Annotated in this window: 18 protein-coding genes; 9 read left to right on the top strand and 9 right to left on the bottom strand. The window is 43.2% G+C overall.

Annotation, left to right across the window (positions count from 1 at the left end):
* Positions 1-300 precede the first annotated feature (300 nt).
* A complete protein-coding gene (locus tag AC2SLO_RS09735; RefSeq protein WP_486542880.1) occupies positions 301-1,797 on the top strand; it encodes a sodium-dependent transporter in 1,497 nt (498 codons plus the stop codon).
* Positions 1,794-1,946 (top strand): methionine/alanine import family NSS transporter small subunit, encoded by a 153-nt coding sequence (locus AC2SLO_RS09730; protein WP_486542882.1) that lies wholly within the window; start codon positions 1,794-1,796, stop codon positions 1,944-1,946. The genes AC2SLO_RS09735 and AC2SLO_RS09730 overlap by 4 nt, the downstream gene beginning before the upstream one ends.
* Positions 1,947-2,208: 262 nt before the next feature.
* Here AC2SLO_RS09730 and asd read toward each other — a convergent pair whose 3' ends face one another.
* Positions 2,209-3,351: an aspartate-semialdehyde dehydrogenase gene (gene asd, locus AC2SLO_RS09725; RefSeq protein ID WP_486542884.1), complete on the bottom strand. Its 1,143-nt coding sequence runs from the start codon at positions 3,349-3,351 to the stop codon at positions 2,209-2,211.
* Positions 3,352-3,888: 537 nt separating this feature from the next.
* On the opposite strand from asd, the gene AC2SLO_RS09720 reads away from it, so the two are divergent.
* Entirely contained in the window at positions 3,889-5,034 is a 1,146-nt protein-coding gene (locus AC2SLO_RS09720; RefSeq protein WP_486542886.1) for an endonuclease/exonuclease/phosphatase family protein, read from the top strand.
* Between the two features lie 473 nt (positions 5,035-5,507).
* Here the strand turns inward: AC2SLO_RS09720 and AC2SLO_RS09715 are convergent, their stop codons facing one another.
* The 4 genes from AC2SLO_RS09715 to rodA all read right to left on the bottom strand — a co-directional run bounded on the left by AC2SLO_RS09715 (position 5,508) and on the right by rodA (position 10,467).
* Entirely contained in the window at positions 5,508-6,689 is a 1,182-nt protein-coding gene (locus AC2SLO_RS09715; protein ID WP_486542888.1) for a glycosyltransferase family 4 protein, read from the bottom strand.
* 242 nt (positions 6,690-6,931) lie between these two features.
* On the bottom strand, positions 6,932-7,786 hold the full coding sequence (locus AC2SLO_RS09710) for a TIGR03915 family putative DNA repair protein (RefSeq protein ID WP_486542890.1): 855 nt from the start codon (positions 7,784-7,786) through the stop codon (positions 6,932-6,934).
* 68 nt (positions 7,787-7,854) lie between these two features.
* Positions 7,855-9,123, bottom strand: a complete 1,269-nt coding sequence (locus tag AC2SLO_RS09705) for a putative DNA modification/repair radical SAM protein (protein ID WP_486542892.1) — start codon at positions 9,121-9,123, stop codon at positions 7,855-7,857.
* 201 nt (positions 9,124-9,324) lie between these two features.
* Positions 9,325-10,467 (bottom strand): rod shape-determining protein RodA, encoded by a 1,143-nt coding sequence (gene rodA, locus AC2SLO_RS09700; RefSeq protein ID WP_486542894.1) that lies wholly within the window; start codon positions 10,465-10,467, stop codon positions 9,325-9,327.
* A 430-nt stretch (positions 10,468-10,897) separates the two neighbouring features.
* Between rodA and AC2SLO_RS09695 the strand changes: the two genes are divergently transcribed.
* Together AC2SLO_RS09695 and AC2SLO_RS09690 are read left to right on the top strand one after the other, a co-directional pair.
* A complete protein-coding gene (locus AC2SLO_RS09695) occupies positions 10,898-11,737 on the top strand; it encodes a D-Ala-D-Ala carboxypeptidase family metallohydrolase (RefSeq protein ID WP_486542896.1) in 840 nt (279 codons plus the stop codon).
* A gap of 244 nt (positions 11,738-11,981) precedes the next feature.
* On the top strand, positions 11,982-12,581 hold the full coding sequence (locus AC2SLO_RS09690) for a hypothetical protein (protein WP_486542898.1): 600 nt from the start codon (positions 11,982-11,984) through the stop codon (positions 12,579-12,581).
* A gap of 108 nt (positions 12,582-12,689) precedes the next feature.
* Here the strand turns inward: AC2SLO_RS09690 and AC2SLO_RS09685 are convergent, their stop codons facing one another.
* From AC2SLO_RS09685 to AC2SLO_RS09675, 3 genes are all read right to left on the bottom strand, one after another.
* Positions 12,690-14,195, bottom strand: a complete 1,506-nt coding sequence (locus AC2SLO_RS09685) for a M16 family metallopeptidase (protein WP_486542900.1) — start codon at positions 14,193-14,195, stop codon at positions 12,690-12,692.
* Between the two features lie 73 nt (positions 14,196-14,268).
* Positions 14,269-15,810 (bottom strand): M16 family metallopeptidase, encoded by a 1,542-nt coding sequence (locus AC2SLO_RS09680; RefSeq protein WP_486542902.1) that lies wholly within the window; start codon positions 15,808-15,810, stop codon positions 14,269-14,271.
* 192 nt (positions 15,811-16,002) lie between these two features.
* The gene (locus AC2SLO_RS09675) at positions 16,003-16,191 is read right to left on the bottom strand and encodes a hypothetical protein (RefSeq protein ID WP_486542904.1); all 189 of its coding nucleotides are present in this window, start codon (positions 16,189-16,191) and stop codon (positions 16,003-16,005) included.
* Between the two features lie 664 nt (positions 16,192-16,855).
* Here AC2SLO_RS09675 and mnmG point away from each other — a divergent pair.
* From mnmG to AC2SLO_RS09655, 4 genes are all read left to right on the top strand, one after another.
* A complete protein-coding gene (gene mnmG / locus AC2SLO_RS09670) occupies positions 16,856-18,751 on the top strand; it encodes a tRNA uridine-5-carboxymethylaminomethyl(34) synthesis enzyme MnmG (RefSeq protein WP_486542906.1) in 1,896 nt (631 codons plus the stop codon).
* Between the two features lie 186 nt (positions 18,752-18,937).
* Positions 18,938-19,147: a ChaB family protein gene (locus tag AC2SLO_RS09665; protein WP_486542909.1), complete on the top strand. Its 210-nt coding sequence runs from the start codon at positions 18,938-18,940 to the stop codon at positions 19,145-19,147.
* A 14-nt stretch (positions 19,148-19,161) separates the two neighbouring features.
* Complete coding sequence (locus AC2SLO_RS09660) at positions 19,162-20,235, top strand: AEC family transporter (RefSeq protein WP_486542911.1); 1,074 nt, start codon at positions 19,162-19,164, stop codon at positions 20,233-20,235.
* Between the two features lie 87 nt (positions 20,236-20,322).
* Positions 20,323-20,670, top strand: coding sequence for a hypothetical protein (locus tag AC2SLO_RS09655; RefSeq protein WP_486542913.1), 348 nt, complete (start codon positions 20,323-20,325; stop codon positions 20,668-20,670).
* A 366-nt stretch (positions 20,671-21,036) separates the two neighbouring features.
* Here the strand turns inward: AC2SLO_RS09655 and AC2SLO_RS09650 are convergent, their stop codons facing one another.
* Complete coding sequence (locus tag AC2SLO_RS09650) at positions 21,037-22,038, bottom strand: LLM class flavin-dependent oxidoreductase (protein ID WP_486542915.1); 1,002 nt, start codon at positions 22,036-22,038, stop codon at positions 21,037-21,039.
* Positions 22,039-22,199: the final 161 nt, after the last annotated feature.

Here is a 22,199-nt window from a genome sequence, read left to right as displayed (position 1 = left end):
GTTTAAATAAGCTCAACTGAGAAGTAGCGGTAATAAAAAAGTATTTCATATTAAAAACTTACACCCAGGTTTCTTTCAACGCCTTAGAGATAAAAATGATGAGATATGGTGAGAACGGGGAGTTAGTTATATCTCAGCATTTATTTTAAATACTTAAATAACAGGTCGCGACAAGACGGTTTTAATTTTTTGCGATTAATTTTAAGCATTTAATATCTAAAATTTTGAATTATTTTCTACCTTGCTTGGCATGTTAAATTATTATTAATATGCAGGCTATTGATGTATAAGGAGTCTGATGTGTCGACACAATCAGAAAAAAGGGAAAATTGGTCCAGTCGTTCTGGATTCATTCTAGCGGCAGTTGGTTCTGCTGTTGGTCTAGGTAATATTTGGCGCTTTCCCTATGTCGCTTATGAAAACGGGGGCGGAGCTTTCTTAATTCCGTATCTAATCGCATTATTAACGGCAGGTTTACCATTATTATATCTAGACTACGTGATAGGCCAAAGATATAAAGGTGCACCGCCAACAGCTTATAAGCGCTTAGTAAAATCAGCTGAGCCTATTGGTTGGTGGCAGGTACTGGTCGCTTCTGTTATTGCTATTTATTACGCCAGTGTCTTAACGTGGGCTGGCAACTTTATGCTGTTCTCATTTGGGCAGCAGTGGGGCGATAACCCAGAAGATTTCTTCTTTAATACCTATCTGCAAAACGCAGACGGAGTTTTATTTGAAATTGTACCGCATCTATTCATCGGACTGGTTATTGTGTGGGCAATTGCGTTAATCATTCTATATGGCGGTGTTAAAAAAGGTCTTGAGCTTGCTAACAAGATTTTTATTCCGCTATTGATGATTATGTTTATTTTGCTGGTTATTCAAGCAACTCGTCTACCAGGTGCTGTTGATGGTTTAAACGCTTTCTTTACGCCAAGCTGGGAGGCGATGAAGAGTCCAAAAGTATGGCTAGCTGCGTATGGACACATCTTCTTCTCGTTATCGATTGGTTTCGGTATCATGGTGACTTTTGCGTCTTATCTTAAGCGCAATGCAAACCTAACCGGCTCAGGTTTGGTGGTTGGTCTAGCCAACTCATCATTTGAGTTACTTGCTGGTATTGGTATCTTCGCTGCACTGGGTTATATGGCTCAAGCAACTGGCGTGCCAATCTCTGAAGTTGTTGGTGGTGGTATTGGTCTTGCCTTTATTGCGTTTCCTAAGCTTATCTCAACCTTGGGCAGCAAAGGTGACATCGTTGGTTTCTTATTCTTTGGTTCGCTAGTATTTGCCGGTATCAGCTCAATGGTGAGTATTCTTGAGGTGCCTATTGCGGCATTCAAAGATAAGTTTGGCTGGTCACGCAAAAAGTCAGTTACCATTGTTGGCGGCGTGAGTGCGGTGATATCCATTATCTTATTCTCATCAAAAAGTGCGATTACCTTCGTTGATATCATCGATAACTTTGCAAACAATATCGGTATTGTCATTGGTGCTATCTTATCCATTATCTGGATAACTTGGTTCAACCGCCGCTTAATCCCGCAGTTGACCAGACACATTAATGATATCTCAAGCTTAAAAGTAGGCAAGCTTTGGGTATTTATGCTGTCAATCATCACGCCTTTATCTTTAATCAGTGCGTTAGTGATGACCTTGAAATCGTTATTAACAGAAGGCTACGGTGATTATTCTGTGATGACTCAAATCATCTATGGTTGGGGCGTAGTAGCTATCTTTGTTATTGGTGCATTACTGCTTACCTTTATCAAGAGTAAAAAAGGAGTGTCTCGATGAATACATCCGCGATAGCATTAATGATTTTTGCGATAGCGTCTATATGGGGTGGCTTAATCTTTGCCATTATCCATCTGATTAGAAATCCTGACGTGCCTATGGAACAAGTGTCTGAAGAATATGTTCCAGATGACAAACCAACGCATTAGACTGGGCTAATAGGATGAAGCGTTATTTACAATGAGTGATAAAACTTAATGCTCGTTGTGAATAATATAGTCAGCGAACTACTAAACAGTTATAGTGTTAACCTCGCTAAGTCTACATTTGTAGTACTTACGCTTGGTTGCCTTGTAACCCTTGTAGACTTATTTGATTATAGAAGTCCTAACTAAAATGATGTAAATAAAAAGAGCCCAACTAATCAGTTGGGCTCTTTTTGTACGTTAAGGTTAATTCAGTTAGATTAACTTATTGACCTTCACGAATGATGTTTAACATACGGCGTAATGGTTCTGCAGCACCCCACAGTAGTTGGTCACCCACGGTAAAGGCTGCAAGATACTCAGGACCCATATTAAGCTTACGTAGACGGCCTAGAGCTACGGTTAACGTGCCCGTTACTGCAACAGGAGTCAGACGCTTCATGGTCTCTTCTTTGTCGTCTTCAACAAAGTCTAACCACTGATTGCCGCTGTTTTTTAGTGCGTCTTCAATCTCATCTAGCGGAATGTCTTTTTTAAGTTTAATAGTTAAGCCTTGAGCATGACAGCGCATTGAGCCAACACGTACACACAGACCATCAATAGGAATAGTATTATCGCCTTGATTGCCTAAAATCTTGTTGGTTTCAACGCCGCCTTTCCACTCTTCACGAGACTGATGGTTTTCAAGCTGGCTGTCAATATAAGGAATCAAGCTACCAGCAAGGGGTACACCAAAGTGTTCGGTAGGGAAATCACTGCTGCGCTGGGTTTCAGCGATTTTTTTATCGATGGCTAAGATCGCACTGGCAGGATCAGCAAGTTCATCAGCGACGACATCATGCAGCATACCCATACCGTTGATAAGCTCACGCATATTATTAGCGCCTGAACCACTGGCCGCTTGATAAGTCATGGCAGATACCCAATCTACCCAGCCACGGTTAAACAGCTCACCAATCGCCATAAGCATTAGCGAGACGGTACAGTTACCACCGATAAAGTCTTTGGTGCCGTTTGATAACGCACTGTCAATCACTGAGCGGTTTACAGGGTCTAGCACAATCACGCTGTCATCTTTCATACGTAAGCTACTTGCTGCATCTACCCAGTAGCCAGTCCAGCCTGAGTCACGTAATGGGCCATGTACCTTATCGGTATAGCTGCCGCCTTGGCAGGTAATAATCACGTCACAAGCGCTTAACGCCTCAATATCATGAGCATCTTTTAAGGTTGCATTGGCGTCTGTCTTTTGCATACCTTCATAAGTAGGCGCATCGCCACCTGCGTTACTGGTCGAGAAGAAGATAGGTTCAATACCGGCAAAATCATTTTCTTCTACCATACGCTGCATTAGCACAGATCCAACCATGCCGCGCCATCCAACAAGACCTACTGTCAATTGACTCATGAAATTACCCCTTTGAATTAACTAATATTATTTGATTTAACGCGATGACGAACCAACTAAGTGCTATTCATTATCCTACCTAGTTGTCTGTGTTATGGTCAACTATCTATAGCCATTACTGCTTTTGAGAAGCAATGCGTGGTACCACATACGATATAAGTCGCTTATCATGACTGACTTTAAATACACTGTCAGCGATAAGGATCTACTATAAAGTACGCAGTCAGTGCTAAACCTAGCACTATGACAAGCTATAAATAATGGGTGCGCAACCGGTTACATTGCCTTGATATGAACAAAAATGCAAGAGATGTTGTATGACTTCTGCGATTTTTTATCATCAATTATCAAACAAAAGGCATTTTGATTTGCTAAAGTAGGCTGAATCCTTTATTTTTAGCACGGCTTATTGTTCAGATTCTATTGTGAAGCGATTAGCAATTGTCTTGAGTATCAATAAGTGTCACTATCTATTCATTCAACGGCCTATCAGTCTACTGGCTGTCTTTTTACCTATCCAATAAGTTGGTTTTAACTATGCTCGACATTCTATTTTTAGTTTCTCAAGTGCTAGCAGGTATTGTAGTTTTTGTGAGCGTCTGGGGGTTATTGCCTTTGGATAATTGGTGGGTGCGTGTGGTTGATTTCCCGCGTATTCAGATTCTATTTTTAGGTCTGGTCGGGTTAATTGGTATGCTGCTTATGCCGCATTGGTCTGCGCTAGATGGGGTGCTCGTGGCTGCTTTATTGATGGCTATCGCATTTCAATTACGCATGGTGCTGCCTTATACACGGCTATGGAAGCAGGAAGTTCGATCAGCGATACCGATGGCAAATCCAGTGCAAATTAAACTGATGGTGTCTAACGTATTAACGCCCAACGACAATACGCAAGCATTGGTGCATCTGGTACAACAAAAGCAGCCGGATATCTTGATTACCCTAGAGTCTGATCAGAAGTGGGAGAATGCATTAAGTGTCGTAGAGCCAGATTATCCGTATACTGTAAAAGTACCTTTGGATAATCTATATGGTATGCATTTATATTCTAAGCTTGAGCTGATTGACCCTCAAGTAAAGTATCTGTTGATTGATGATATTCCCTCGATTCATACGCAGCTGCGTCTGCCAAATGGTAAGGTATTTTGGCTATATTGTTTACATCCCATGCCGCCAAGTCCAACTGAGGCGGACAAATCGACCACCCGTGATGCAGAGCTGCTTATAGTGGGACGTCATATCAAAGAGCACAATCAAAATGCGATTTTGGCAGGTGATTTAAATGATGTAGCATGGTCAAAGACCACACGTATGTTCCAGCGTATCTCTGAGTTACTTGACCCGCGTATTGGCCGCTTTTTTATTAACACCTTTCATGTCGATTATCCGTTCTTACGTTGGGCACTGGATCATATTTTCCACAGTGCCTGCTTTACGTTAGTAGATATTGAACGTTTGCCATCTATAGGCTCAGACCACTTCCCAGTGATGACCACGCTGCAATACGAGCCTTGTGCTACAGAAGAGCAGCATGACAATGCACCAGAGGCGTCAGAGCAAGACAAGCAAGATATTGAGGATAAAATACAAGAGGGTAAGGTAGAAGGCGAGATTATGTCAGAGAAGCGTAGAAAAGAGGCCGATAATGCGTCTACCATCGACGATACAGTTGCGCCAGTATAGCAATAACAGTATTAGCCGATGCTAGTTAGTGGCATGCGAAATAATCTGCTTAGATTTATGCCATATGAGACTAAGCATGGCGGCTATAAAAGCGGACAGCCGTGTCAGCAAATGCTTACACCAATTTGGGCTTTTAGCTGCTAGGCAGGTTACCCGTTTAAGCATACAATGGGCACATCAACACAAGGAGAGCATGGATAGCAGTGTTGAGTTAGCGAGCGTAAATAAGTAGATTAGGATAATCTACAATTATCTTTTGACCACTCTATTGCCCTGTAGAGTATAAAGAGAGTTATTTACGCAAGTTAAGGCTTAGGATGAGCCTAATAAGGAAATAATAACTACAACAAAAAGTCGCGCCCCGAACCCAAGTCTCTGCCCTAGACTTGGGTTTTTTCTATGTCTGCGATTTGTGTGGCGTATCGAACTGAGGTCACAATAAGTTGGAAGACGATTGAGGAGAGTTAGGTCGCCTAGCTTTTGGTGCTATTGTTTTGTTGATAGGCGGTTTCGAGCGCCATTTCAATCTCGATGCGCTCTGATTCATATAAGGTGCTGTACACCTCTAACGTCTCATCAATGGTTTGCTGAATGGTGAATTTATCCGTGATATTCGGGCGCATGGCGTTTTCTAATTGACCGCGAATCACCTTGCATAGTGCATAGGCGTTATACTCTTTAACTAGGCCTTGTGGATACAGGGGTTTTAATATTTCACTAAAAGCCGCCTTATCCCAGCCAACCACAGGCGTACCTAAGTGAATGGCCTGTAGTACATTAATACCAATAGATTCAGGCTGATCAGCAAGGGCCAGAACCAAGTTAGTTGCCGCAAGCCACTCTCGCATATCGTTGCGCTTAGAGCCAATAAAAGTAAATCTCTCTGACAAATCAAGCGCATTAATACGCTGCAAAAACTCTTCATGAATCACGTCTTGGCGTGAGTCTTCATCCATAACAATCACGTGCAAACTTGGGAACTCTTCACACAGGTTACCCAAAATATCAATTAACCATTCTTGACCATACTGTTGACCAATGACTGTCGGAAATAACAGCCACTTTTTATGCTCAAGCTCTGGATATTCTGCAAAGGTACGTCTAAGCCAGTATACAGACGGGTTATGGCGATAAGGGAAGGTGCGGGTATCGACGCCGCGATAAATACGAGTGATGGCAGTCGGCGGTGATTTAAGATCTTTAACACTTTTTAGCAGATAGTCAGTAACACTGTCAGAGACCGTAATCAACCGATCGACGTTAAGCAAAGCACGCGAGTAAAAATTTATTGGATAAAAGCCGTACATGGTGGCAACCAGTTTCGGCTTATTCTTAATCTTTACACCGCGTAGCGCCCAATGCAGAATCCATGCAGGCGTGCGCGAGTGAATATGGATAATATCGGGCTCATGCTGCTCAATCAGTCGGCGCAGCGGTAGGATTTGACGAATGGATAACCAAGACTTCTTTTCAATCACCAACTGATGGTAAATATTGCCATCACGCTCCAAGCGCTTGACCAGCTCATTGTCTTTATCAGCAGCTGAGATAATAATAGAAGTATGACCGCGCTTGACCAGCGCCCGTCCAAGATGGAAGATACCACGCTCGGATTCATCGTGCTTTAGGGAGGAGAGCAGGCGCATGACTTTCATAATGGCAATCAGACTTTTAAGTAAGAAGGATAAATAAAGGCGTCAGCTGACGGTTAATAGTAGCTCGCAATAAAGTCATACATTGTCAGTTAAATAAGCTAAAAAAACAAGCAAGCCCATCAATCAAATACGCATAATAACACGTTCTAAACTGGCGCTGATAGCGATAGCAAAGAGACATCAGTAATGATAGAGGTTATTATTGAGATTTTAGACGATTAATAATAAAGATTAATGAAGAATTAGCGGGTCTGAGTCACATGCTCGGCATTAGGTAAGATTTGTTTTTCGCTTAAGTATTTCCAGTAGCGCTGTGGTAGATACTGCTTATGCAGACGCGGATTTTTACGCTCTTTGATATTCACATTGACAAAATAACCTTGCCAGAACTTTTGATAGCGCTGCTCATTTTCACTATGCACACTGGCAGGATTACGAATCACCTGCTCATCGACATCCACGATGGTTTGCAACGGTGCAGGCTTCTTACCTGAGGCAAGGGATTTGTCATAAAAAATACCATAGCCACGGCGAATATCGTAAATCGCCCAATGTTGATCTTGATAACGATGACGAAAATGGGGCCCGATAAGCGGTAGCACATTAAAATCAGGCTCGACACGCGCAAAATACACATCCTCTTTGGTATGCTCAAAACGCACAAAAGCTTCCATTCGGTGCTTTTCACGACCGACAGATTTGACGGTTTGCGCAAGCTCTAATACATCTAGATTACCTAAATCTTGTAGAACTTGACGGTGCGGATAATCAAGCGCGTATTTGACCACGCGAAATAACGTATTTGAAACACTCTCTTTTTCGGATAAAAAACCCCATAAAATCTGGCGTATGCCAGAACCACCGACTAAGTCATTGAGCTTTTTGAGCACCCGCTGAGCTTTGTGCTCATCAACAGGTACATAGCGGGCGGTATCAATAAGCGAGGGGGTATCTTGATGGCTATCAATAAGATTTAGATACGGCTGTTTATGCAGTTTATGCTCATAGACATAAAACACCGCACTGAGCCAACCCTCAAAACTCGGCTCATGCACCACGATAGTAGGCAGACTATGCCCAATCTCAGCTTGGCTCATAATTGAGACCAACTATATTGAGAGTGTTTAGAAAAATGGACGTACTGAGTAATATGCATACCAAGCTCCTAAAATAACGCCAATTGACCACTGCGTTGGTCTTTGAATTTGGTTTGGGTCTGACCCAAAACAAATTGACGAAAGTTATCTCGGGTTAGGTGAGACAAATGCTCATTTTTACCAGTGGTGGCAATAAAAAACTTAGCTCGATTGACCGCAGCACCCATCTTCTTTAGATGCTCTAGAGTAATCTGGTTAAACTTGCGTGCCTTAATAATCTTCTTGGCTGTCTTTACGCCAATACCTGGAATACGCACGATAGACTCATAAGGCGCGTGCTGAATATTGACCGGAAAATGCTCACGATGACGAATGGCCCAAGCCAATTTCGGGTCGCACTCTAAGTCTAAGAACGGCTGATCCGGCTCCACGATTTCATGAGCCGCAAAGCCATAAAAGCGCATTAACCAATCGGCCTGATACAGGCGGTTTTCGCGCACCATAGGTACCGGCGTACCAATCGCAGGCAGACGACTATCAGATAACATCGGCACATAGCCGGAGTAATAGACCCGCTTTAAGTTATATTTTTGATAAAAGTGGCTCGATAATTGAATCACCTGTAAATCGGTCTCGTTACTGGCGCCAACAATCATCTGACTGGTTTGGCCAGCAGGTGCAAACTTAGGCGCAGATTTATGTTTTTTACGGCTCTCTTTGATGGTGATAATCTCTTCTTTGACCGTCTGCATTGGCGCTTGCAGTTGTGCGTGGTCTTTTTCAGGGGCTAATAAAGCCAAGCCTGATTTGGTCGGGATTTCGATATTGGCACTAAGGCGATCGGCATACAGCCCTGCTTGATATAGTAGCTCTTTACTGGCACCCGGAATGGTTTTAAGATGGATATAACCATTAAAGCGTTCACGTGTGCGCAGCAGCTTGGCCACTTCAACCAGACGCTCCATAGTATGGTCGCCATCTTTAAAGATACCTGAGCTTAAAAACAGACCTTCGATATAGTTACGGCGATAAAATTGCATGGTTAGCTCGACCACTTCCTCAACAGAGAAAGCAGCACGCGGCGTATCATTGCTGCGTCTGGAAGTGCAATAAGCGCAGTCATAAATACAATGATTGGTTAATAGGATTTTTAATAAGCTGACACAGCGGCCATCTTCTGTATAGCTGTGGCATATACCTGTTTTGGAGGCATCACCGAGCCCCCCGCCTTGGTTTTTACGATTGCTGCCCGATGAAGAACAGGACACATCATATTTGGCCGCGTCAGCTAGAATATTTAATTTACCTTGTAATCGCTCATAGTTTATTGAACTCATACACACCATTTTCCATAAGATTTTAATAACCTATGATAGCAAAATAAGGGTCTACATTGCGGCAAGGTGAGATGATAGACGACAGCCACTGTCGTAAAATTTTAGCTGAATTTTGAACAAAAAAAAGAGCGTGTTATTTCAATTAGATTTAAAGAAATAACACGCTCTTTTTGATGATGAGCAATACTATATTTTGGTTAACTATTTTACGTTATGGGTATAAATTGACATCAATAAGCCAAAGCCGGCCATCAAAGTAATCACTGCCGTGCCGCCGTAACTGATAAGCGGAAGAGGGACGCCTACTACAGGCAGAATACCGCCAACCATGCCAATATTAACGAAGACGTAAACAAAGAACGACATGGCAATCGCACCAGCTAATAGTCGGCCAAACGTGTCTTTATGCACGCCGGCGATAAACAATGAGCGCGCCAAGATACAAGCATACAAAAACAGTAAGACACTCACGCCCATTAAGCCAAACTCTTCTGAGAAAGCGGCAATAATAAAGTCAGTATGACCCTCTGGTAGAAAGTGCAGATGTGACTGGGTGCCTTCTAAGTAACCTTTACCGGTTAAGCCGCCTGCGCCAATAGCAGTCTTTGATTGGGTAATGTTCCAGCCAGCGCCAAGAATATCGGCTTCTGGGTTAATTAAAGTCATTACCCGCTGTTTTTGGTAGTCGTGCATAAAGAACTGCCAACCAGCCCACGCTAGGGGGATCATACAGCCAATGGCAGAACCGATGAGCCACCAAGGTAGGCCGGCCAAAAACAGAACGAAGATACCACTGGCAGCTACCAGTAATGAAGTACCCAAGTCAGGCTCTTTAGCGATTAGTAACACTGGCACTATAATCAGTGCCAGTGAGCCTGCGATACTCATTAGGTTAGGGGGTAGTTCACGGCGCGATAAGAACCAAGCCACCATCATCGGGAGCCCCAGCTTCATAAACTCTGAGGGCTGAACACTACCGAACCCTGGGATACGAATCCAGCGCTGCGCCCCCATACGTACTTCACCGATAATCTCAACCAGAACCAGTGCAACCAGTCCGATAATATAAAAGAATGGCGTGAAGCTGCGATAGATATTGGGCGGAATTTGAGCCATACTAATCATAACAACAATGGCGATGGTATAACTGACCATCTGACGCATGACCATAGACACATTTTGCGTCGAGGCACTGTACAAAATAGCCAGACCAATAAAGCAGACCGTTAATAGTAGCAGCATTAACCAAGGGTCAATGTGCAGGCGCTCCCAAATACTGGCGGTGTCATCACGGCCAAAGTGGTGGGTTTGCCGAGAGAATCGATATTGTTGTTGCTTTGACATAGGGCAATGTTTAATGAGTTGGCATAGGAAGGTAAGGGCGGTCGGTGAGCAGCTATATTATCACTGTTGCCCTCGCTATTGTGCATTGTTGTTTGAATCAGCGCGCCCCAGACAGTTAGATAGCAAATTGTCTAAAGTTGCGCAATAGTACCGTAATATGTAAAGCGCTATAGTTTAGCGTGCTACAAGTAAATTTGATAGTATCAGTAACCTGTTTAACTTTATTAATGATTAATGAATGTTGAGCGCTCATTACTGACTCAATGAGTCTCAATAGTTATTTTAATGTTATTTTAATGTTTAATGGTACTTAAATATTTTGCTAACGATAAGCGATGCCACTCAATCATTTCTGATGAATAATCTCAACGATTACCTCGAATAAAAACACTTCATTTTTATAGAAAGTATTATGGAACACTCAAGCCTTATGACATCTCTCAAAAAATTACCTTTATGGCTGATGGCCGCAACTGCTGTGTTAACTACGAGCTGTAGTACTGTGGCTCAAACACCGGCAGCCAATATTGAAGAGCAGCGCCGAATAACAGCGCTAAATAGCAATCAGAATAATAGCGACCGTTTGGGTAATTTGATTCGACAAGCCGATGAGAGCTATCAAACCGATCAGCTTAGTATTGAGCAGCGCACCCGTATTCGTCCTGCCAATCAAGCGGGCTCTGGCAATTATAACAACCAAGGGATGATTGTTAACAACTTAGACTTTAATCAATGGCTTAATGTGTCGCCGTTTAGAGCCAATGAAGTCGCACAATATCAGCGTTATTTGGCAGGTTATGTGGGTATGAATGCCATGCCGCCTATGGATCAGCTGCTGACCACAGCACGCAGTTGGGAGCGCTGCGGCTATGAGCCATTTCAGTTACCGCCGCGTGAGCTGTGGTCTAATATGGTTATGACTCTCAAGCTGTATCATGAGCTTAAGTCGCAGAATATCTTACCGCCTACGACTGAAATACGCTCGGTATATCGCTCGCCTGACTTGAATGCTTGTGCTGGTGGGGCACGTACCAGTAAACACATGACCAATGGTGCTATAGACGTTTGGGTGCCTGAATATGATGGTCAGCCATGGTATATCAATCCGATGCAGGATAATCTATGTCGATATTGGGATACTCAGGGCGAGTCGGTTAATTTTGGCCTCGGATTGTATGCGACAGGCTCAATACATATCGATACGCAAGGGTACCGTGTTTGGGGCGCTCAACATTCTGCACAGGGGTCATATTGTCGTTATTTAAAATAAATCAAGATTGGATTTGATTGTTTTTTTTTATTTATGTAAAAATAGGTGTATAATATGTACAGGTCATTCTATATATAAGCGCTCAATCAGTTCTTAATTATTATGACTCAACTTTGTCTATAACAAGCGAGATGTTTGTCATTCTGCTTTAACCTGTATTCACTACTCTTAATAATGCATAGAGAAGGCAGATTAGAGGTAATATCAGAGAAGTAGGCAGTATTTATATATTGAGGGATAAGAATTGAAGCTACAGCTACCACCATATTTGACTATTTTAACCATGTTTACGGTGTTTGCCACACCTATTTTTATGACGGCTTGCAAGCCAAGTGAAGGATGGTTTGAGAAACCAAAAGGAGAGTGGCAAGATATTTCTGACAGTGGCTTGCCGAAGTTAACATCAAGACTCCCTCGTCTAGAGCGAGAAGAGCTTAGCGGTGCTGTTCAATCAGTGAGTATTGATAGAAGTGCAGATTTAGCAGCTGAGCGTATGGGAGAGTCGCTAAAGATTAATCAAGCGCGAATTGCTGCAGATTACAATGACAAATGCCCTAAGCTGATTAGCACGCATGTTGACTCTAATATCATTGAGCGTAAGCACGAGGTATTGCAGGGCGACTATTGTGATTATTATGTTTATCCGTCAAAAGGTCAGACCATTCATGTGCAAAGTGAGCCGGACAATATAGAGGCTTATCTAGTGTCTCCGGTGGTGCATGACTTTACCAATGGCGGTTACGAAGTCAAACAAGCTGATAAGTACGTGATTCGCCTAGATTATAATGGCATCGAATACCAAAATAACCCGATTGATTATGATGTGACCGTCACTATCGAGTAACCGAATAATAAAACCTAAAAGGCAGCGCTTAATTAAGCGCTGCCTTTTTTTTGTGTTAATTCATCCTATCTTCTATGCGTCAATGAGATCAGATAGGATGAATATAAGCTATTTGAGCTTTTGTAATTCTGATGATTTATCAATTTTAGGTTGCCCAACCGTCACGATTAAGAACTTATCTGGCGTAATCGTTTCTTTTAGAGTGTCGTTGACTTCCCCTAATCGCGTATTCTCAACCCGTTTAATATAATCGGTCACGTAACTGTCTGGCAGGTTGTTGAAGTTTAACAGCCCAAGCATACCGTTAATGCCGGCGTTACTGGCAAAGCCCATAGGGTAGCCGTTAATCAAGTTCTCTTTGGTCAGTTCAAACTCCTCAGAGGTAACACCGTTATCCAAAGTATCGTTAACGGTATCTAGCGTGGCCTTAATGGCATCATCGGCGATTTCATTACGGCTAGAGAATTTAATGGCATAAGGCCCATTAACCTGCATCGCTGTCATGCCGCCATAAATACCATAAGTATAGCCAAGCTCTTTACGCACTTTACCCATCAAACGAGAATTAAAGCCGCTACCTGCAAGTACCTCATTACCAATACTAAAAGCGGTCTTACGCTGTAAGTCTTTTTCATCAGTTTTAATGCGGTAGCCTAATTGTCCGATAATGACAGACGTTTGATCGCTGTCATAATCAACATGTACCCATTTGCTCTTCTCAAGCGGCTTGGGCGTCGGCAGTTGGGGCGCAGGCTGACCTTTTGGTAAGTCTTTAGTTAACGCGTTGGCCACTTGTTTGGCTTCTGCCAAAGTCAAATCACCGGTTAGGCTTAACGTTGCATTATTAGCCACAAAGTAGGTATCATGGAACTTTTGTAAATCAGCTTTGGTAAGAGTAGGTACTGATTCTACGGTGCCATAAGAGGAATGGGCGTACGGATGATTGCCATATAACGCTTCACTAAAAGTATTGCTGGCAATATAAGAAGGGTTTTGCTGCATTTGTCTTAGACCCAACACTTGCTGTGCTTTACTACGCTCTAGTACTTGCGCGTCAAATCGTGGTTGATTGAGCATACTACTCATCAAATCAATCGCAGGATTCAAGTGCTCCTCATCTGATAAGCTGCGTAGATTAACCACAAACTGATCTTTATAAGCGGCGCTCGATAATTGAATACCTAGCTGTTCTGACGCTTCGGCAAATTCAGTTTCGTCCAGCTTATTGGTGCCTTTGGTCAGTAAATTTGCGACCATGCTGGCAAGACCATAGCCGCCTTGACGAATGCTCTCATCACGAGCACTACCCGCTTTAAAGCGCAAATCCACATCAACAATGGGCAGCTGCTCAGTCTGTACAAAAATCACAGGCACGCCATTATTGGTCGTGAAATGCTGAAACTCAGGAATATTCATGGTCAGCTTTTCATTGTTCTTTAAGCTGCTTAGATTGTCTATGGCTTTAATCGGTTGAGTAATATCAACATCGGCATTGCCATGCTCGCCTTCTGGGATACCAGGCGTGGCAGCTTGAGCCGTCATATAGCTTACGCTTAGCGCTACCGAGAGTAAGGTTAATTTAGAGAAATGAATCAAAGTAGGGGGCATTTTCATAAGGTCGTCCGTCAATTATCTTTATAAGCAGTGATATAGGTATTCATTTTTAATCATAACAGTCTGTCAGCGGTTACTCGACTTTTGCTTTATCAGAACCACTGTCATTTGGCTCGACATACATTACGGTCAGATTGTCTTTGACAAAGTATTTTTTGGCCGCTGCATGAATGTCTTCATTGGTCACTTTGGCAAGCTCATCAGATAAGGTGGTGATTAAGCGATCATCTAAGCCGCGCGCCTGCATGCTGCCTATCATATAGGCTTGACCGGACATGCTGTCTTGAGAGAAGACGAAACCTTGTACTACGTTATTGCGGGCACGTTCAAGTTCACTGTCGCTGATGGTCTGGGTTTTTAGTTTATCAACTTCTGCTAAGATAGCGTTTTGTGCTTGCTCAAGACTGACACCTTCACGAGGGGTCGCTTGGATTAAGAATAAGCTGTCACCGCGCTCGTATAAATCGTAATGCGAGGCAACGGAGGCAACCACACCTTGCTCTCGTACTAGGTTTTTCTCAAAGCGAGCTGCATAGCCGCCATCCAACAAGAACTGTAGCATTAGTAATTCGTAAACTTCTTTTTCTGGTATATCGGACACTATAGCACTCGGTAACGTCGGCACGTTAAACGCCATCATTAGAGTAGGGACGTTGACTGTCTCTTTAATCGACTGCTGCTGATAACCACGCCAGCCACGCTGCTGTACAGAAGGGCGCTCAGGGATTTGCTTGGCAGGATAGGAGCCGAAGTATTGTTTTACTTTAGCCAACGTCGCTTCAGGCTCAACATCACCAACGATAACGAGGGTCGCATTATTAGGCGCGTACCAAGTTTTATACCACTTCTCTAAGTCTTCAATCTCAGTATTGGCAATCTCATCCATCGGGCCAATGATAGACTCGCCTTTGGGGCTATCTGGTAGGGCCAAGACACGGAACTTCTCGAACGCTCGCGCCATTGGGTTGTCATCAGTACGTTGACGGCGCTCTTCCATGACTACGTTTCGCTCTTGCGCGAATTCTTGTACAAACTCATCGCTATCAAAGCGCAGGTTGGTCATTCTATCGGCTTCAAGCTCTAGTGCTAATTCAAGGCGATTAACTGGAAACATCTCATAGTAGCCCGTGTAGTCATAACTGGTGAACGCATTATGGTCACCGCCGAACTTGGCAATCAATCTATCAAAATCACTGCCAGAGACCTTCTTTGTTCCCTTAAACATCATGTGCTCAAGCAAATGAGAGATGCCGCCTTTATCCTCAGGCTCATCGGTTGAACCCACCCCATACCAAATCTGAGTCATTGCAACCGGTGCTCTATGATCCTCTTTGATAATCACTTTCAACCCATTATCGAGCACATATTCATGGCGACTGGCATCTTTAGCAAACTGACTACTGTGGGTGGACTTACCTTGCATTTCACTGGTTTGGTTTGTTTTCGATGTGTCAGTCGGTAAGCTACTACAGCCTGCAAGCCCTGTGCTAACTAAGGTCGCCAATAACAGTTTCTTAAAATACTGGGCTGCTTTGGTGTTATTAAGGTGAGAATTTTGAGACTGAGAGGATAACTGAATAGATGATGCTAAATAAAATGATTGTTTAAGTCGCATGCTGGCCTCAATGTAAGGTAGATGAATAGGTTTAAAAGTAAGAGGATTAATATAATACATGAATATTGCGTAATGACTATTAGCCGCAGTCTAAATCTTTGTTACAGATAGATTGCTAGGCCAATAAAAAACCAATAACCGGCGAGCCAGTTATTGGTCAGATAATCAGTGCTACAAATTAATGCTTGGGTATTACCAGTTTAGAGTACCGTAAGCTTTGATTTCAGATTGTAGATACTCAGCAGCAACATCATTGAGTAATTCACATTCTGTCTCATCTTCAATAGAGCCTGATGCAGGTAAATAATCTGCGTAATAAACGTGTCCGTCTTCATCGACGATAAAGACACTGAAACTTGGCTTTAAGTCTCTTAGTGACATAACAGGCAGAGCCTTGAGGAAATACTGAGTTGATTAATTTAAAGTCCTCTAACGGTGTCTCGTAGCCCTTTGAGTTGCCAATACTAAACCCACTGATATCCACCTTAACTCCTTCACAAATGAGATCATATAGGTAAGTTAACAATAAAATAAAACTTGCGTAACCTAAGTAATAAAGTAGCGCAGCCCCTTTAACTATTCAATAGAAAAATAAAGGTCTTTGAAGCAAATCTAATGCAATTAGTGTGCATCCATTTAGTCAAAAGTGAAGAGAATATAGGTAATGAAAGGTATCAGCGTGATTTAGATAAATGTTGGAGCTAAGCAAGCGTATTTTTATTAATAACTGTCTGTATTCTTGGTATAATAGAGGGTTGCTTAACCATAACCGCATTATTTATGTGATCATAATTCAAAGGACTTGATGGTTTGCTAACTGAGAGACGAGGGGTTTAAATTAACGGCCGACGGCCTCATAAACAGCAGCAACAAAAGCGGTTAACAAAGACTAGAAGCAATAGATCGTTTAATAAGCGGTTTTGTCAAACAGATGCGATAAGCGTTACATTACTGATATTTCTAAATTTATATTTGATTAAACAAGCATACTTTGAATAAATGCGATGGATTTTCTATCCGTTATTTGAGTATCCAAGGGGCAACTATGCAATATCCAAAGTCTTATGATGTCGTAGTAATTGGCGGCGGCCATGCGGGTACAGAGGCGGCATTAGCTGCTGCGCGCATGGGCGCTCAGACCTTATTGCTGACCCATAATATTGAGACACTGGGGCAAATGAGCTGTAACCCTGCTATCGGTGGTATCGGTAAGTCGCATCTGGTACGTGAGATTGATGCGCTTGGCGGTGCAATGGCGCTGGCAACGGACAAAGCCGGTATCCAATTCCGTATTCTAAATAGTCGTAAAGGTGCGGCGGTGCGGGCGACACGTGCGCAAGCCGACCGTATTTTGTATAAAGCAGCCATACGCCATACGCTAGAGAATCAGCCCAATCTTGACTTGTTCCAACAAGGTGCGGATGATATTTTGGTTGAAAACGGCAAAGCCTGTGCGGTGGTAACCGCTACCGGCATCGTCTTTAGAACCAAGACCGTGGTATTGACTTCAGGTACTTTCTTGGGCGGCGTAATTCATATCGGTTTGGATAACTCAAAAGGTGGGCGTGCAGGTGATCCGCCATCGATAAAATTGGCAGAGCGCTTACGTGAATTAAAGCTGCCTGTGGGCCGTCTAAAAACAGGAACGCCGGCACGTATTGATGCCAAAAGCGTTGATTTTAGTGTGATGAAAACACAGCCAGGCGATACGCCATTGCCGGTTATGAGCTTTATGGGTGATGTGAGCATGCATCCTGAGCAGGTGAACTGTTATATCACACACACTAATGCCAAAACGCACGACATTATTCGTAAGCATTTGGACCGCTCGCCGCTATTCTCAGGCACTATTGAGGGTGTGGGGCCACGCTATTGTCCGTCGATTGAAGACAAAATCCATCGTTTTGCAGACAAAGACAGTCATCAGATTTTTGTTGAGCCAGAAGGCTTGACTACGCACGAGCTTTATCCAAATGGTATCTCAACCAGTTTGCCATTTGATGTGCAAGTTGAGTTTATTCGTACCATGGTGGGTTTCGAGAATGCGCATATTACCCGTCCAGGCTATGCGATTGAGTACGATTATTTTAATCCGCAAAACCTAAAGCCGACGCTTGAAACCAAATCAATTGATAGCTTGTACTTCGCCGGTCAAATTAACGGTACGACCGGTTATGAAGAAGCAGGTGTGCAGGGTTTGCTAGCTGGTATAAATGCGGCATTATCAACTCAAGATAATCCAGTCATGGACAGCTGGACACCGCGCCGTGACCAAGCTTATTTGGGCGTATTGGTGGATGATTTAATTACTCATGGCACAAAAGAGCCGTATCGTATGTTCACGAGCCGTGCAGAATATAGACTGCTACTACGTGAAGATAATGCCGATCAGCGTTTGACAGAAATTGGCCGTAAATTGGGCTTAGTAGATGACACTCGTTGGGATGCGTTCCAGAAAAAAATGGAGTCGATTGAAACCGAGTCTGCGCGTCTAAAAGACATGTGGGCCACGCCAAACAATGAGCTTGGTAAGAAATTTACTGAGCGAACAGGTGAGGTTCTATCAAAAGAGGCCACCGCTTACGACTTATTAAAGCGTCCAAAAGTTGGCTTTGATGATATCGCTGCGGTAACCGGTGCGGATGTGGCTAAGGATGTGGGTGAGCAAATCGAAATCTCAGTCAAATACGCTGGATACATTGATCGTCAGCAAGAAGACATCGATCAGATGAAGCGTTTAGAGAATACAGAATTACCGACTGATTTTGATTACAGTGCCGTCTCTGGTCTCTCTAATGAGATTGTTCAAAAGCTACAAGAGATTCGCCCTGCAACGCTTGCACAGGCTAGCCGTGTTAGCGGCGTAACGCCTGCGGCTATTCAATTACTGGGTATGACTTTGAAAAAACAGCGCAAAGCGATGGCTGCAATTACCTCTTAGCTGGTTGAATATATTTGTTGACTGGGCTAACTTGATGACTGAGCTTATTAGTTGACTGGGCTTAAGCTTTTAGTTTCTGACGCAGCTCGCTATTTTGTATCATTTGATGCTTTCATAACTCATAATGCGCTGTTCCCATAACTAGCTGCTTCCATTAAAAGCAGCTACCATTAAAAGGAGTCAAAAATGCCATATGATAAGCTTTCAGATCTGCCAGATCAGGTCAAGGACAACTTACCTAAGCATGGGCAAGAGATATTCCTTGCCGCTTTTAATAGTGCCTCTGAGCAATATGATGACGAGTCACGTTGGTTTGCAACCGCTTGGGCTGCTGTTGAAAATGTCTATGAGAAGAATGACAAGGGTGACTGGGTAAAAAAACAAGACCATAAATAGATAGTGAGCGATGTATGATTGACGCTATTGTCTTTGCCTTAAATATTGTATTGCCTAACCTGTTTTTAATGGGGTTGGGCTTTTTAATGCAAAGACACGGTCATATTAGTAGAACCTTCGTCGACGAAGCTTCTAAATTGGTTTTTAATTATGCACTACCTTGCCTCCTTTTCTTTAGCGTGACACAAAGTCATGTTGACTTTATGCAGCAAATAAATCTGATTGTTGCAGGCTTGGTAGCGACCTTGTTGTTATTCTTTGGTGCAGAATGGTATGCCAAACAGTTCATCGAGAGAGCCGAAGACAAGGGTGTCTTCGTACAAGGTGTCTTTCGTAGTAACATGGGTATCATAGGACTCGCAACAGTTGCCAATGCCTATGGTTCTCAAGGGGTGAGCGTGGGTGCGGTATATATGGGAATATTGACCCTCGTATTTAATATACTAGCGGTTATTACCCTCAGCCGAACGGCAGTTGAGAATACAACCGCTATGCAGTCTAGTGAGTCTGACAATACTAATCGCACGGTTAATGTTAATTCTGCACATAGTAATAGCAATAGCAACAGAGCCCGTCAATTTGTGACCTCAGTACGTTCTTCACGCTGGATATTATTGGTGCAGAAGATGCTCACCAACCCGTTGATCATCGCTTTAGTCGTGGCATTTAGTTATAAAGCACTGGCATCAACCTTCTCATTTTTGGGTCTACCCAATGTCATCACTCAAACGGGTGAATTTTTATCTGCACTGGCATTACCTTTGGCCCTTATTTGTGCTGGGGCGACACTTGATGTGCGCTCTATGCTAAACCTCTCAGGCTTATCTATGCAAGCGAGTATAGGCCGTATCGTTATTGCGCCACTCTTGGCTGTCGGAGTGGGGCTAGGTTTTGGTCTGACAGGCGTACACATGGGGGTGTTGTTTTTAATGGTGGCTTCTCCAGCGGCAGCAGCAAGCTATGTAATGTCAAAGGCCATGGGCGGTAACGAGGTGTTGGCGGCTAATATTTTAGCCTTTACCACGGTGGTATCTTTATTCGGGATGGCGACAGGTGCGGCTATTTTACGCGGTATAGGATGGATGTAGTATTGCCAGAGACCGGTTAGAGTGTTACAGTTTCTACTTTAGTCCTATGTTCTATTATCAAATCCCGTATACAGCGAAATTTAAATTATGATCAAAAAATACAGCACTCAGGCGTGTTTAGCGAGTATCTCTTTAATACTAACGCTAAGTGCATATGCGGTGCCCACCAGCGAAGTTATCTTCGAGAAAGGCAGTGAATGTGGTCATTATAAGGGCGACTTAACTACGGGAAGAGAATTTATCGTAGAAATGAAAGCCAATCAGGCATTAATTGTAAAGACCGACGGACATGTGCAAACCGTCAGCGATAATAAGGGCAATGCGCTTGATGACAAAGGCGGCGCTCATTACCGTTATGAGAGTAAAAACCAAGGCACGCACCGTCTTAAAATGGTCGGCCGTGCAGACAGTGAAGCAGATTTTTGTATCTCGTAATCGCAAGTAATAACTCAGCAATTGGCAATTGTTAGCGGGTTAACCAAGTAGTCTATTAATTTAGATGCTTTGTTTCACTATTTGTTTACAATAGTTTGATAAAAAATACTCCTTATCTAAAAGTGAGGGCTGCACTATGATGTCGAAATGGATTATCAAAGCAGGTATAGCGACTTTGGCATTTTCCTTGTCTCTAACCTCTCAAGCTATGCCAACCACGTAAGTTACCTTAGCTCAGTCGAATTTTGTGTTTATTAGATCTTGTTAGCTTCCTATCTATAATAAAAAAGCCGATATTTTAAATATCGGCTTTTTTGTTTTTAATCTTCAAAATTAGCGCTGAGAAGCGATAAGCTCAAATTAAGATTAAGGCTTCAAATCAAACACGCCCAGCTCAGGGATTAATTCTAAAGAGCGCAAACGGGCCTGTTGATCATAGACATTAGCCGTTACCATCAGTTCATCTGGCTTGTGCTCCTCCAAGAAGTGCTCTAATAAAGGTTTGACCGTATTGACACTACCTATAAAAGACACCGCCAATGCATCGTCTACCATGGCCTTTTCAGGGGCGCTCCAGTAATTATCCATAGACTCAATCGGTTTAGGCACTTGGCCGCGACCACCACGGCGCAAGCGAACAAAGCTTTGCTGAGCAGAGGTAAAGTGATAACGGGCAGTCGCATCCTCATCGGCCAATAGCATATTGGCGGCAAGCATCACATAAGGCTTGTCTAGATATTGAGATGGCTCAAAGTTCTCGCGATAAGTGGCAATGGCTTGCGTCATCATACGCGGTGCAAAGTGCGAGGCAAATGAGTAGGGTAGTCCCAGTTTCGCAGCCAATGTAGCACCAAACAATGAAGAGCCTAAAATCCAAATCGGCACATTGCTATTAGCACCAGGGAAGGCTTGAACTGGACTATTATCTGACTCACTACCCAAGAAGAACATCAACTCTTGCACATCTTGTGGAAAGCGATCAGCATCTTGCATCTGACGGCGCAGCGCCCTAAAAGTAGCACCATCTGTACCAGGAGCACGGCCTAGTCCTAAATCAATTCGGTCACCATACAAGGCTTGCAGCGTACCAAATTGCTCTGCGATGACTAAAGGCGCATGGTTAGGTAACATAACGCCACCAGAGCCAATGCGAATTTTATCAGTCTTAGCACCAATATGCGACAGCAGTACTGACGTCGCAGCACTGGCAATGCCGGGCATGTTGTGATGCTCAGCCATCCAGAAGCGATTCATGCCAATGGTCTCGGCTTTCTGAGCCATATTAACACTGTATGCCACACCTTGAGCAGTCGTTTGACCTTCTGGAACAGGAGCGAGGTCTAGAAAAGATAAAGGGATTTTATTCATAAGTCATCCATTAGATAGCTGTTTAGATATTGATTTCAATGTTTATATTATTTGTTGATATAAATAGGAGGGATTATCTATTGATATGATTATACTAAGCACACTTTTCAAGTAGACCAGTCATTTATAAATAAAAGATAACAAAGCGGTGGCTGAGTAAA

The sequence above is a fragment of the Psychrobacter sp. CX14 genome, from assembly GCF_057396205.2.
The sequence above is the reverse complement of the archived record's forward strand: the minus strand, read 5'-3'. Positions and strand labels throughout refer to the sequence as shown.